A 12,471-nucleotide genomic window follows, 5' to 3' on the forward strand; every position below is an offset into this window, starting at 1 on the left:
GCAGTTTATTTTCAGCCCGCTGCCAGTTAGCCTACTAATCGGGCGCTACTGAGGTATCACCGGGCGTTTTCTTATTAAGTGAGATGAGCAGGGCGGCCACCACCATCTGTGGGGCTAGCTGGCGCACGGGTACGGCGGCGTACTGGCCGGTGGCGGCAGCGGGCGCGGTGGCGTAGCGGTAGCCGAAGATGTTGTCGCGGCCCAGCACGTTGGTGGCGCTCAGGTGCACGATGGTGAACTGGCCGGCCAGGTGCGTGAGGTAGCTCAGGCTCAGGTCGAGGCTCTGGTAGCTAGGGGTGCGGCCCTGGTTGTAGCCCGGCTGGTTGGGGTCGAAGTAGGCGCGCGGGCTGCCGTAGGCCAGCGTGCCGCTGAGCTGGGTGTGCAGCCTGGCCAGCCAGTATTTACCCACCACGCTCAGGCTGTGAGTAGCGGCGAAGGTGGGCACGGCCTCGGCCAGGTCGGCGCGGGCCTGGCGGCGGGTGTCGAGCAGGCCGTAGCTCACCCAGAAGTCAATTTTCCTGAACGTCTGGTAGCGGTCGCGGAAAAATACGTCGAGCCCGCGCGCGTAGCCCTGGCCGGTACTGGCGTAGCGGCTGGCAGCCAATACGTTGTAGCCATCGAAGCGGGCTAGCTGCTGGTAGCTCTTATAGTACAGCTCGGCGCGCAGGGTGCGGCTGGCAGTGCTGCGCTGGTAGCTGAGTATATAGTGCGCGGCCCGCTCGAAGGCCAGCGCGGGCTGCACGCGCAGCAGGTCGTTGGTCGGCGTTTGATAGAACAGCCCGCCCGCCGCCGAGAGCTGGCTGCCGGCTCCCAGCTGCCAGGCCAGGGCCAGGCGGGGCGCCAGGTTGGCTTTAGTCAAGAGCGCCGAATACTCGCCCCGCACCCCCACCCGCCCGGTAAGGCGCGGCGCCAGGCTCAGGTCGCTTTCGCCAAACACGGCGGTGCGCTGCTCCGCGAAGCCGGGCGTGTAGACCGGCGCATCGGGCGTGGCCTGGTAGCGCAGGGCGTAGCGCTGGGCGGTGGCTTCGGTGCCCAGCTTGAGGTTGAACCAGGTGCTGGCCGAGTCGTTGGTGAGCACGAGGCGGGCGGTGGCGGTCTGCTCGGTTTCGTCGATGAGCTGCGGCTCGGGGCGCACGGCGTTGTGCTCGCGGCCCAGGGCTAGCCCGGTGTTCAGGCTCCAGCCGCGGCGCAGGGCGCTGCGGTAGGTAGCGTTGAGGTAGGCGTTGTCGTTGCGCAGGGCCGTGAGGCGGCCGGCCTGGGCAAAGGCGGCCTCGGGGTCGGGCTGGCGGGTGGCTACCTGCTGGCTGGCGTAGGTGGCGTAGATTTTCAGCAGGCCGCTTTCGCCGGTGCGGTGGGCTAGCCGCAGGGCGCCGCCAAGCCGCTGCGGCGCCTGCTCCCAGCGCTGGTCGGGAGCCGTGAGGCCGTAGTAGGGCGTCAGGTTGGTGTAGTCCACGTTGGCCGAGGCGCTGGTGCGCTCCCAGCGCCTGGTGCGGCTGAGGCTGCCGCCCACGCTCAGCAGCGAGATGCCGGTCTGGGTTTCGGGGTCGAGGTCCACCGAGCTTAGGGCCACCACCGCGCTCAGCGCCTGTCCGTACTCGGCCGAGTAGCCGCCGGTGCTAAACAGCGTGCCCTTAAACAGGGAAGGCGAAAACCGGCCCCGGGCCGGCACGCCGCTCACGGCGCCGCCGTAGGGGCTGGCCACGGGCAGGCCGTCGAGGTAGGTACGGGTTTCGGAAGCGGCCCCACCGCGCACGAAAAGCTTGCCCTCCTCGCCTACCCGCGTGGTGCCGGGCAGGGTGTTGAGGGCGGCGGCGATGTCAGCATTGGCCCCCGCCGTGGTCAGAATGTCGAGCGGCTTGAGCACGGCGGCGCGCCGGGCATCGCTGGCCTCAAAGGCCCCGGCCGTAACGACCACGTTGGCCAGCGAGGCGCGGCTTTCGCGCAGGCGGCGCGGGGGCAGGGCTAGCGGCCCGCCCCCGGCCGGCAGGGCCAGCGGCGCGTCCTGCAGCTCGTAGCCAATGAGCGTAACCACCAGCGGCAGCGTGCCCTGGGCCGTGGTGGCGAAGCTGAACCGCCCGAGCGAGTCGGTGGCAGCGCCGTCGAACGTCGTTTTCAGGAAGACATTGGCACCCGGCAGCGGGTGGCCGGCGGCATCGAGCACCGTGCCGCTGAGGCGGGTGGTGGCGCGGGCGGCAGGGCTAGCCGCCGGGCGGCTTTGGCAGAATGCGGGGGCCGCGGCCAGGGCAAGCAGGGCGGCGAGGCAGGCGGTTTTCATGGGGCCGGCGGGGGAGGCGAATGACTGGCCCAAAGGTGCCGGCCCGGCCCGGCGGCTTTCAACTAAAAGCTGCTGAGCCGGCAAAAGGGCGCGCCGAACCGTCGGCCGGGGTGGTTGGGCGGGCGCGCAGCAACGCAAGCGGCGGCCAGCCGTTCAATTGCGCGGCGTGCTTAACTTTCGCCCCGCTCTAAGTTTTTCTGCTCTATGCCTGCCCCTGCGCTCCCCGTCGATTACCAGAACGTTTTTCGCTCGCTGCCCGAGAATTTTCTGCTCATCGCCCCCAATCCGGAGGCTACCATCCTGGACAATACCGACAGCCACGTAGCGGTATCGCTCAAGAGCCGGGAAGCTGCCGTGGGCAAGCCGTTTTTTGAAGCCTACCCGGCCACCAGCGAGAGCGGCGCGGCCCAGATTCGCGAGTCGCACGAGCACGTGCGGCGCTACCTGGAGCCGCATACCATGCCGCTTATCCGCTACGACCTGGCGCGGCCCGAAGAGCAGGGCGGCGGCCTGGAAGAGTTTTACTGGCAGGCCACCCACTACCCCATTATCGATGCCCAGGGCCAGCTGCAATACATTTTGCAGCGCACCCAAAACGTGACCGAGCAGCTGCGCGCCGCCCGCGCCGCCGCCGAAGCCCAGCAGCGGCTGACCGATGAGCAGGAGCGCACCCGCTTTATTCTGCAAAACCTGCCCGTGCTCATCTGGACGGCCACGCCCGATGGCCAGCGCGACTACTTTAACCTGCGCTGGCTGGAGTTTACGGGCCGCGAAATGAGCGAGGAGCTGGGCGAGAAATGGCTTGCCAACCTGCACCCCGACGACCGCGGGCGCGTGCGCGATGAGTGGGCGCAGTCGGTGGCCGCCGGCACGCCCTACCAGGTAGAGTACCGCCTGCGCCGTCACGACGGCCAGTACCGCTGGATACTAAGCCGCGCCCACCCGCGCCGCGACGCCGAGGGCCACATCAACCTCTGGGTGGGCGGCGCCACCGACATCCACGACCAGAAGATGATGGTGCAGGAAATTCTGGAGGCCAACGAGCAGCAGGCCGCCCTGGCCGAGCAGTCGTATGCGCACTACCAGCTGGCCCAGCAGCAGCGGCAGTCGCTGCTAGCCCTGTTTCAGCAGGCGCCGGCCCAGATTGGCATCGTGCGCGGCGCCGATTTCCGCTACGAGTTTGCCAATGCCAGCTACCAGGCGGCCATGGGCGGGCGCGAGCTGGTGGGCCGCACCGTGGCCGAAGCCGTGCCCGAAATAGCCCAGCTAGGCCTGCTCGACACCCTCAATGAGGTGTACCGCACCGGCCAGCCCTACGAGGCCCACGAAATGCCGATAAACCTGCGGCAGGCCGACGGCTCGACCCGGCCGGCGTACTTCACCTACATTATTCAGCGCTTTGAGGAAAAGGGCGAGCCCGCCGGCCTCACCTCCTACGCCTACGAGGTAACCGAGCTGGTGCAGGCGCGCGCGGCCCTGGCCCGGCTGCAACCCTTGGGCGGGGGCGCGGCTCCTGGCCCTACCCCGCCCGCGGCAGCCTAGCTGGCGCAGTTTGGCTACTAATTTGCTAGGCAGGCCGGCGCGGCACCCGCCGCCGCTGGCTGGCCAGCTTTCCCTTCAGATAAAGTAGTGACGGCCAAGCCGCTTTGCTTCGCAGCACTGGCAGCCCCACTCATTCTCCTTCTCGCTTATGGAGCTTACCGCCCTCGACTTTCAGCAGGCCCGCGTGAAGCAGGTGTTGTTTAAGTCGCGCCTGCGCTCGGTGCTCTACGGGGTGCGGGAGGCCGAGCCCAGCTTATTTGCGCTGCAGGAAAACCCGCTGGGCCAGTGGCTCAATACCGTGCTCAAGCCGCAGGTGGGCCCGCGCCCCGAGGTGGCGGGCATCGAGCGCCTGCTGCGCCAAACCCTCGACACGGGCCAGTCGCTGGTGCGCCAGCACCAGCGCGGCCAAATGGAGGAGGCCCGCGCCGGCCTCGAGCAGATAGAGCGCCTGGCCAGCGAAATCGACCAGCTGCTCACGGCCGTCGAGCGCAGCAACTAGGGCCGCCGCGGGCGGCTCTGCCTACCGCCAAAAGCCTGCTTCGGGTTGCTCTGCTCCGGCAATCTCGCGAAGCCCTTCGCGCAGCCGGGTGGCCGCCCCCGTGCCGGCTCTCACATATTGACCTCCCCTAGCGAAATCAGGGGCAGGTAGTCGCCCAGGCCGCTGGGCCGGTCGAAGACATGGATGAACAGAATAGCCTCCTCGCCCCGGCTGCGCCACACCTCGGCGTAGAAGTTCTCGACCGCAAACAGGCGCAGCTCGAAGCTGTCCTCGGCGCGCTCGGCCAGGGGGTGGCCGTGCCGGGCCAGGTGCTCGGCCTGTAGGCGCTGGTGCAGGTTTTTGAAGGCGGCAATCGTCATAGGGCTACCCCGAAGATACACCCGAAGGGCCGCGCCGCTAGCGGCCGGGCGCCGGCCAGGGCCCGCGCTTGGCCGGGGCGCCCCAACTTTGCGGGCATGAAGTCGTTTCGCTTTCCGCACCCGCTGGTGCTGCTTACCCTGTTTATCATCTTGGCGGCGGCCCTGAGCTACGTGCTGCCCGCTGGCCAGTTTGCCCGCCGGCTCAATGCCGCCACCGGCCGCGAGGTGGTGGTGGCGGGCTCCTACCACCGCCTGCCCCGCACGCCGGTGGCGCCGCTGCAAGTGGCCGTAGCCGTGCCCAAGGGCCTGGCCGATGCCGGGGCGGTGGTATTCCTGATTTTTCTGGCCGGCGGGGCCTTCACGGTGGTTGACCAGACGGGCGCGCTGCGCTACGGCGTAGACTGGCTGCTGCGCCACGCCCAAGGGCGCGAGGTGGCCATTATTCCGCTCGTGTCGCTGCTGTTTGCCACCATGGGCGCGCTCGAAAACATGGGCGAGGAGGTCATTGCCCTCGTGCCGGTGCTGCTGGTATTGATGCGGCGCCTCGGCTACCCGGTGCTCACGGCGGTGGCGGCCAGCCTGGGGGCAGCCATTGTGGGGGCGGCCTTCAGCCCGATTAATCCTTTTCAGGTGGGCATAGCCCAGAAGCTGGCGCAGCTGCCGCTGCTGTCGGCGGCGGGCTACCGGCTGTGGTTTTTGGCTATCGCCTTGCTTATCTGGATGGCGGGCACCATGCGCCACGCCATTCGGCACCGCGCTGCCCCCGCCGCCGATACGCAGGATGCGGCCCCGGGCGCGGCTGGGGCCGGCCGCCACGGCTTGGTGCTGCTGCTGCTGCTGGGGGCCTTCAGCTTCTTTGCCTACGGCGTGGTGCGCCTGGAGTGGGATTTTGAGCAAATGAGCGCCCTGTTTCTGGTGCTGGGCGTGGGGGCCGGGCTGGTGGGCGGGCTAGGCCCCACGGGCACGGCCGAGGGCTTCGTGGCGGGCTTCCGCGACATTGCCTTTTCGGCCATTCTCATCGGCTTTGCGCGGGCTATTTTCGTGGTGCTCGAGCAGGGGCACATCGTCGATACCATTGTGCAGGGGCTAGCCACGCCGCTGGCCCACCTGCCCGTGGCGGCGGCCGCGCTGGGTATGCTGGGCGTGCACGCCGCCCTGCACCTGCCGGTGCCCAGCGTCAGCGGCCAGGCGGTGCTCACCATGCCGCTGCTGGTGCCCCTCTCCGACCTCATCGGCCTGCCCCGGCAGGTAACGGTGCTGGCCTACCAGTACGGGGCCGGCATGACGGACCTGCTCACGCCTACCAACGGCGCGCTCATGGCCATGCTGGCGGCCTGCGGCGTGCGCTACGACCAGTGGCTGCGCTTTGCCGCGCCCCTCTATGGCCTGCTGCTGGCGCTGGGCGCGGCCAGCGTGCTGCTCGGCATCTGGCTGCGGCTGCCGTAGCGGCGCGGCGCGCCTGTAATTGCATTCACTTAGACAAAGTGCAATTTGGTATTTTCTTGATAATGAATGAAATTTTGCACTTTATCGCCCAAAAGTTCTTTATTAATTCTAATTTCATGCCCCTAATGTTGATATTTTAATTACTGTAATCAAAATTAATTTTGTGCATCATTCTTATTTGATGCATAATGGGTAAGAAATTTGCACTATTATTATTTATTATTCAACAAGTCTCTTTTTACTCTCATGCGGCGACTTACTATGTCAGCTCGCAGGGCAGCGACGCGCAAGCGGGGACTTCCATTGCCAACGCGTGGCGCTCGCTTAAAAGAGTGAATGCCACCACGTTTAAGCCCGGCGACCGCCTGCTGTTTGAGGCGGGCCAAACGTTCGGCGGCACCCTGGTGCTGCAAGGCGCGGGCACCGCGGCCCAGCCCATTGTGGTAAGCTCGTATGGCAGCGGGCCGGCTACCATTGCCAGCGGCACCGCGGCCGGCTTTTATAGCTACAACGCGGCGGGCATCGAGCTGCGGCGCCTGGCGTTTGTGGGCGCGGGCCGCCTCAGCAGCACAAATTCGGGCGTGGTTTTTTACCTCGACGCCCCTGGCACCAACCTCTCCTACCTGCGCCTCGACAGCCTCGACGTGAGTGGCTACCGCAGCTCGGGCATCTCCATCGGCAGCTGGCAGGGCAGCAGCGGCTACTCCGATGTGCGCATTACGGCTAGCCAGGTGCACGCCAATGGCGAGGCCGGGCTGTCGTCGTACTCGGAGGGCCTGGCGGCTCATCACCAGTGGTATGTGGGCACTGTGCAGGCGTATGACAACGCGGGCCGGGCCGATGTGACCACCACCAACACCGGCAGCGGCATCCTGCTGTCGGGCATCGACGGGGCGCTCGTGGAGAACTGCCTGGCCTACCACAACGGCTGGCTGAATGCCAACCCCGACGGCGGCCCGGTGGGCATCTGGGGCTACTGCTGCAACAACCTGGTTATCCAGAAAAGCGAGTCGCACCACAACAGCTCGGGCACCGCACACGACGGCGGGGGCTTTGACCTCGACGGCGGCTGCACCAACTCGGTGCTGCAATACAACTACTCGCACGACAACGGCGGCCCCGGCTACCTGCTGGCCCAGTATTACGGAGCGCCCGCTATGCACGACGTAACCATTCGCTACAACGTGAGCAAGGACGATGCCCGGCGCGACAGCCAGGGCGCCCTGCTCGTATGGTCATCGGGCGACAACGGGGGGATTCAACGCGCTACTATTCACAACAATACGGTACTGCTCACGCCAACCACCGACGGCTCCAGCCCCACGGCCGTGCTCATCACCAGCGGCGGCTTCAGCGACCTGGCCATCCGCAACAACGTGCTGCAAACCACCGGCGGCCTGCCGGTATTAGGCACGGTGAGCACCACCGGCCTGCGCCTGCAGGGCAACTGCTACTGGAACCCCAGCCAGCTGGTTATCGACTGGAACGGCACCCGCTACACCGACCTGGCTAGCTGGCGCACCGCCACCGGCCAGGAGCAGTTGGGCACCGGCCGCCTCACCGGCCTCAACGCCGACCCCAAGCTGCCCGGCGCCGACCCCACGCGGGCGCCCATGGCCATCTCGCCGGTGCGCGGGGCCGGCCTCAACCTGCAGGCTGAGTTCAATGTCAACCCGGGCCCGCAGGACTTTGTCGGCAACCCCACCCCGGCCATGCCCACCGCGGGCAACATCGGCGCCCTGGAAAGCGTGACCACAACCGCCGCGCCCCTGCCCGTGGTGCTCACCGCCTTCACGGCCCAGCGCGTGGGCCCGGCGGCCCAGCTAGGCTGGCACACGGCTTCGGAGGCCGGCAATGCGTTTTTTGTGGTGGAGTACAGCCTCGATGGCATCACCTTCACGAGCCTGGGCCAGGTGCCCGGCCAGGGCACCAGCACGCAGCCGCACACCTACAGCTATACCGATGCCAACCTGGCGCAGTACCCGGCCGGCCCGGTGTACTACCGCCTGCGGCAGGTCGATACCGATGGGCAGGCCACCTACTCGCCGGTGCGCACCCTAGCGGGCCTGGGCGCCGGCCCGGCCGCCCAGGCCCGCCTGCACGTGTACCCCAACCCGGCCGCGCCCACCGCGCGCATAGTGGTGCAAGCCAGCGCAGGCACCCAGGTGCAGCTCCTCGACATTCGGGGGCAGCTGCTGGCGAGCGTGCCGGTGGCCGGCGATGGCTCGGCTAGCCTGCTGCCTACCAGCGGCCTCGCGGCGGGCCTGTACATTGTGCGCTGCGGCACCCAGAGCACCCGCTTGCTGCTCACGCAATAGCGCGCGTCGCCCGACCCCACGGCCAGCCCTGCCGCCGGTTGAGCCAGCTAGCTGGCCAACCGGCGGCAGGGCTAGCGGCTTTAACCAGCATCTTTGCCTGCCCTTCACTCCTACTACCTATGCCTGCTCCTGACCTCGACCCGCTGCGCTATCCCATTGGCCGGCCGCAGCTGCCCACCGCTCCCCTTTCGCCCGCCGAGCGTGCTGGCTATTTGCAGCAGCTAGCCGAGCTGCCCGCCCAGCTTACGGCGGCGGCCCGGCGGGTGGGCGGCGAGCGCCTGCAGCGCCCCTACCGCCCGGGCGGCTGGACGGGCCGCCAGGTAGTGCACCACATGGCCGACTCGCACCTAAACGCCTACACCCGCTTCCGGCTGGCCCTTACCGAAGACAATCCTACCATTCGCCCTTACGACGAAGCGGCCTGGGCCGAGCTGCCCGACGTGGCCGCCACGCCCATTACCGTATCGTTGGCCCTGCTCGAAAGCCTGCACAGCCGCTGGCTCACGCTGTTGCACCACCTCGACGAGGCACAGTGGCAGCGCACGTTTTACCACCCAGGCTCGCAAAAAACGGCTACCCTCGAGCAAACGCTGGTACTCTACGCCTGGCACGGCCAGCACCACGTGGCGCACTTGCAACTCTTAGCGACCTAAAACCATGCCTAGCGCTAACACAACGCCGGCCGGCCACTCCCTGCGGAATAGCCGGCCGGCGTTGTGTCAGCGCGAGGGCTATTTATTGCCGCCGCGCACCAGGCTGCTGCCTTTGCCGTAGCGGCGCAGGCTTTTTTCGGCCTCGGGGTTCAGCCGGGCGGCTTTTTCGAGGTCCCGGCGGGCTTCCTTCATGCGGTCGAAGCTGGCGTAGCTGATGCCCCGGTACTCGATAGCATCGGCGTAGAGCGAGTCGATGGCGATGGCGCGGGTAAAGTCCGATACGGCCGGCTTATACTGATACATCTGCATTTTGGCCACGCCTCGCCCGAAAAAGGCCTCCTTGTCATCGGGTCGAAACTTCACGGCGCCGCTAAAATCATTGGCGGCGGCTTTGTACTCCTTCAGCATCAGCTCGTTCACGCCCTTGTTGTAGTACACATCGGGGTTGCCGCGCATGGTGCGCAGAGCCGCCACGTAGTCGGGTTTGGCGTCTTTGTAATTCTTCAGGTTAGAATAGGCCTTGGCCCGCTCGAAGTGGGCGCGGGCATCTTTAGGCTTGGTTTTGAGCACCAGGTTGGCGCGGGCCAGCTGGTAGCGGTAGTCGGCGGTGCTCATCTTGCGCTCGGCGGCGCGCTCGGCGGCGGCGGCGGCCGTCGAGAGGGCCTCGGGGTCGGCGGTGGCCGTGGCGGCTTCGGCCGAAGGCGCATCGAGGGTTTCGACGGGCACGGCTGCTGCTGCGGCCGTGGCGGCCGTGCCCGCCGCGGCGGGGTCGGGCGTGGGCAGGGCCGTGACGTCGGTCGCCGCTGGGGCCGCAGCGGTAGTGGGCGCGCTGCGCGTAACGGCGGCCGTGCCGGCGGCGGGCCGGTCGGTTTCGGTGGTGGTGGCGCAGCCGCTGGCCAAGGTGAGTAAGGCCAACGCGGCGGGCGCGCAAAAGGTAGAGAGCGAGTTCATTAAGAAGAAAAATAAATAGGCCAGCCGGCCGCTTTGCCGGCGCATCGGGTCTTCTACGAAAAAGTGCCGCCAGGGTAACGGCAAAAAGTAAGCGCTGCTACAAAAAGTCTCCCGAACTGCTAGCCCGGCGCCGGGGTTATCTTTGCCGGCCCCGGCCCGGCTGGCGGCTTTTTCTATTTCATTCCTCCGTTTAAGTTAACCTCATGGCATTGCAATTTGACCTGGTAGTAATTGGCTCAGGGCCCGGTGGGTACGTGGCCGCCATCCGCGCTTCGCAGCTAGGGCTGAAAGTGGGCGTGGTTGAGCGCGAAAGCCTCGGCGGCATCTGCCTCAACTGGGGCTGCATCCCCACCAAGGCCCTGCTCAAAACCGCCCAGGTGTACGAATACCTCCAGCACGCGCAGGACTACGGCCTGACGGTGAAGGAGGCGGGCTTCGATTTTGAGGCCGTTATCAAGCGCAGCCGGGGCGTGGCCGACGGCATGAGCAAGGGCATCAACTTCCTGTTCAAGAAGAACAAAATCGAAACCGTGGCCGGCACCGGCAAGCTGCTGGCCCCCGGCAAGGTAGAAGTGACCCGCGCCGACGGCACTAAGGAAACCGTGGAGGCCAAGAGCATTATTCTGGCCACGGGCGCCCGCGCCCGCCAGCTGCCCAACCTGCCCATCGACGACAAGAAAATCATCGGCTACCGCAAGGCCATGACCCCCGACAGCCTGCCCAAGCGCATGGTGGTGGTGGGCTCGGGCGCCATTGGCGTTGAGTTTGCCTACTTCTACCGCGCTATGGGCACCGAGGTTACCATCGTGGAGTACCTGCCGCGCATCGTGCCCGTAGAGGACGAAGAGGTATCACGCCAGATGGAGAAATCCTACAAGAAGCTGGGCATCAACATCCTCACCAGCGCCGAGGTAACCAAGGTGGATACCACCAGCGGCCCCGGCTGCAACGTGTTTATCAAAACGGCCAAGGGTGAGCAGCAGATTGCCTGCGACGTGGTGCTGAGCGCCGTGGGCGTGCAAACCAACCTCGAAAACCTGGGCCTCGAAGAGCTGGGCATTAAAGTGGAGAAGGGCCGCGTGCTCGTCGATAACTTCTACCAGACCAACGTGCCCGGCATCTACGCCATCGGCGACATTGTGCCCGGCCCAGCGCTAGCCCACGTGGCCTCGGCCGAGGGCATTATCTGCGTGGAGAAAATCGCGGGCCACCACCCCGAGCCGCTCAACTACCAGAACATTCCCGGTTGCACCTACGCCCAGCCCGAAATTGCCAGCGTGGGCTTCACCGAGGCCGAAGCCAAGGCCAAGGGCTACGACGTGCGGGTGGGCAAATTCCCGTTCTCGGCCTCCGGCAAAGCCTCGGCCGCCGGCGCCAAGGACGGCTTCGTGAAGGTGATTTTCGACAAGAAATACGGCGAGTGGCTCGGCGCCCACATGATTGGGGCCAACGTGACCGAGATGATTGCCGAGGTAGTGGTAGCCCGCAAGCTCGAAACCACCGGCCACGAAATCATCAAGGCGGTGCACCCCCACCCCACCATGAGCGAGGCCATTATGGAAGCCGCCGCCGCGGCCTACGACGAGGTCATTCACCTGTAAGACAACTCTGCTGGCCACTTATCTCAAGTGATGGTTCAGCCAGACGTTCACTAAAAAAGGCCCCGCACACTGCGGGGCCTTTTTTAATGCGCTAGCTATTTTTCGGTCACTAGCCTTGCTTGGCTACTACGTTGAACGTCAAGTCGAACGTATCGTAAATAGCTTTGTCGCCGATGCTGTCGAAGAAGGTTTTCGAGCCGTACTTCAGGCCAAACTTCGTGCGGTCGATGGTGACCTTGCCGGTGGCGGCGGCCACGCCGTTTTTCACGCCCACTTTGGCCGGGAAGCTGATTTGCTGCGTCACGCCCTTAATGGTCATGTCGCCGGTGATGGTGGCGTTGTCGGCGTTGGCAGCGGCGCCGGCAATCGGCTTCACGCTGGTGATTTTGAAGGTCGAGGTGGGGTACTTTTCAGCGCCGAAAAAGTCGTCGCTGCTCATGTGGCCCACAAACTTGGCGTGGTTGCTGGCGTCGGTGATGTCGGTGGCCTTCATCGACTTCATGTCCACTACCACCGTGCCGCCTACTACCTGGTTGCCATTTACTTGCAGGTCGCCGCTGGCAAACTGCATGGTGCCGTTGTGGCCGTGGGTTACGGCTTTGCCCTCCCAGCCCAGGGTGCTGAGCTGCGGCTGCAGCTTGTACGACACAATTTTGGCGGTAGCGCTGGTCGCAGCCTTCGGCGCCTTCAGGGCGAACGTGGCGGCGGGAGCGGCAAGCAGGGCGGCGCCGAGCAGGGCGGGCATCAGAATCTTTTTCATGACAGTATGGGGTAAGAAGAAAAAAGGGAGAGAGAAGATAACTGCGGGGCTAGTGGGCGGGCTAGCC

The 12,471-nt window shown here is 66.0% G+C and carries 10 protein-coding genes; 6 read left to right on the plus strand and 4 right to left on the minus strand.

Annotated features, from left to right (window positions below; translation table 11 throughout):
- Positions 1-34: 34 nt before the first annotated feature.
- Entirely contained in the window at positions 35-2,275 is a 2,241-nt protein-coding gene (locus Q5H89_RS16990; RefSeq protein WP_305020535.1) for a TonB-dependent receptor, read from the minus strand.
- Positions 2,276-2,479: 204 nt separating this feature from the next.
- On the opposite strand from Q5H89_RS16990, the gene Q5H89_RS16995 reads away from it, so the two are divergent.
- Together Q5H89_RS16995 and Q5H89_RS17000 are read left to right on the plus strand one after the other, a co-directional pair.
- On the plus strand, positions 2,480-3,817 hold the full coding sequence (locus Q5H89_RS16995; RefSeq protein ID WP_305020536.1) for a PAS domain-containing protein: 1,338 nt from the start codon (positions 2,480-2,482) through the stop codon (positions 3,815-3,817).
- Between the two features lie 148 nt (positions 3,818-3,965).
- Positions 3,966-4,316: a hypothetical protein gene (locus Q5H89_RS17000; RefSeq protein WP_305020537.1), complete on the plus strand. Its 351-nt coding sequence runs from the start codon at positions 3,966-3,968 to the stop codon at positions 4,314-4,316.
- Positions 4,317-4,426: 110 nt separating this feature from the next.
- Here Q5H89_RS17000 and Q5H89_RS17005 read toward each other — a convergent pair whose 3' ends face one another.
- Entirely contained in the window at positions 4,427-4,675 is a 249-nt protein-coding gene (locus Q5H89_RS17005; protein WP_305020538.1) for a hypothetical protein, read from the minus strand.
- Between the two features lie 96 nt (positions 4,676-4,771).
- Here Q5H89_RS17005 and Q5H89_RS17010 point away from each other — a divergent pair, with 96 nt between their 5' ends.
- From Q5H89_RS17010 to Q5H89_RS17020, 3 genes are all read left to right on the plus strand, one after another.
- Positions 4,772-6,121, plus strand: a complete 1,350-nt coding sequence (locus tag Q5H89_RS17010) for a YfcC family protein (protein WP_305020539.1) — start codon at positions 4,772-4,774, stop codon at positions 6,119-6,121.
- A 332-nt stretch (positions 6,122-6,453) separates the two neighbouring features.
- Complete coding sequence (locus Q5H89_RS17015) at positions 6,454-8,439, plus strand: right-handed parallel beta-helix repeat-containing protein (RefSeq protein ID WP_305020540.1); 1,986 nt, start codon at positions 6,454-6,456, stop codon at positions 8,437-8,439.
- A gap of 119 nt (positions 8,440-8,558) precedes the next feature.
- A complete protein-coding gene (locus Q5H89_RS17020) occupies positions 8,559-9,092 on the plus strand; it encodes a YfiT family bacillithiol transferase (RefSeq protein WP_305020541.1) in 534 nt (177 codons plus the stop codon).
- 78 nt (positions 9,093-9,170) lie between these two features.
- Here the strand turns inward: Q5H89_RS17020 and Q5H89_RS17025 are convergent, their stop codons facing one another.
- Entirely contained in the window at positions 9,171-10,043 is an 873-nt protein-coding gene (locus Q5H89_RS17025; protein ID WP_305020542.1) for a tetratricopeptide repeat protein, read from the minus strand.
- 203 nt (positions 10,044-10,246) lie between these two features.
- Here Q5H89_RS17025 and lpdA point away from each other — a divergent pair, with 203 nt between their 5' ends.
- A complete protein-coding gene (lpdA, locus tag Q5H89_RS17030) occupies positions 10,247-11,644 on the plus strand; it encodes a dihydrolipoyl dehydrogenase (RefSeq protein WP_305020543.1) in 1,398 nt (465 codons plus the stop codon).
- Between the two features lie 109 nt (positions 11,645-11,753).
- Here the strand turns inward: lpdA and Q5H89_RS17035 are convergent, their stop codons facing one another.
- On the minus strand, positions 11,754-12,404 hold the full coding sequence (locus Q5H89_RS17035; RefSeq protein WP_305020544.1) for a YceI family protein: 651 nt from the start codon (positions 12,402-12,404) through the stop codon (positions 11,754-11,756).
- Positions 12,405-12,471: the final 67 nt, after the last annotated feature.

The organism is Hymenobacter cheonanensis (assembly GCF_030581075.1).
Taxonomy (GTDB): Bacteria; Bacteroidota; Bacteroidia; order Cytophagales; family Hymenobacteraceae; genus Hymenobacter.

What these genes read in the sequence shown, in the direction of transcription:
- Q5H89_RS16990 (WP_305020535.1), bottom strand. Translation starts at nt 2,275, where the DNA reads ATGAAAACCGCCTGCCTCGCCGCCCTGCTTGCCCTGGCCGCGGCCCCC.
- Q5H89_RS16995 (WP_305020536.1), top strand. Translation starts at nt 2,480, where the DNA reads ATGCCTGCCCCTGCGCTCCCCGTCGATTACCAGAACGTTTTTCGCTCG.
- Q5H89_RS17000 (WP_305020537.1), top strand. Translation starts at nt 3,966, where the DNA reads ATGGAGCTTACCGCCCTCGACTTTCAGCAGGCCCGCGTGAAGCAGGTG.
- Q5H89_RS17005 (WP_305020538.1), bottom strand. Translation starts at nt 4,675, where the DNA reads ATGACGATTGCCGCCTTCAAAAACCTGCACCAGCGCCTACAGGCCGAG.
- Q5H89_RS17010 (WP_305020539.1), top strand. Translation starts at nt 4,772, where the DNA reads ATGAAGTCGTTTCGCTTTCCGCACCCGCTGGTGCTGCTTACCCTGTTT.
- Q5H89_RS17020 (WP_305020541.1), top strand. Translation starts at nt 8,559, where the DNA reads ATGCCTGCTCCTGACCTCGACCCGCTGCGCTATCCCATTGGCCGGCCG.
- Q5H89_RS17025 (WP_305020542.1), bottom strand. Translation starts at nt 10,043, where the DNA reads ATGAACTCGCTCTCTACCTTTTGCGCGCCCGCCGCGTTGGCCTTACTC.
- lpdA (WP_305020543.1), top strand. Translation starts at nt 10,247, where the DNA reads ATGGCATTGCAATTTGACCTGGTAGTAATTGGCTCAGGGCCCGGTGGG.
- Q5H89_RS17035 (WP_305020544.1), bottom strand. Translation starts at nt 12,404, where the DNA reads ATGAAAAAGATTCTGATGCCCGCCCTGCTCGGCGCCGCCCTGCTTGCC.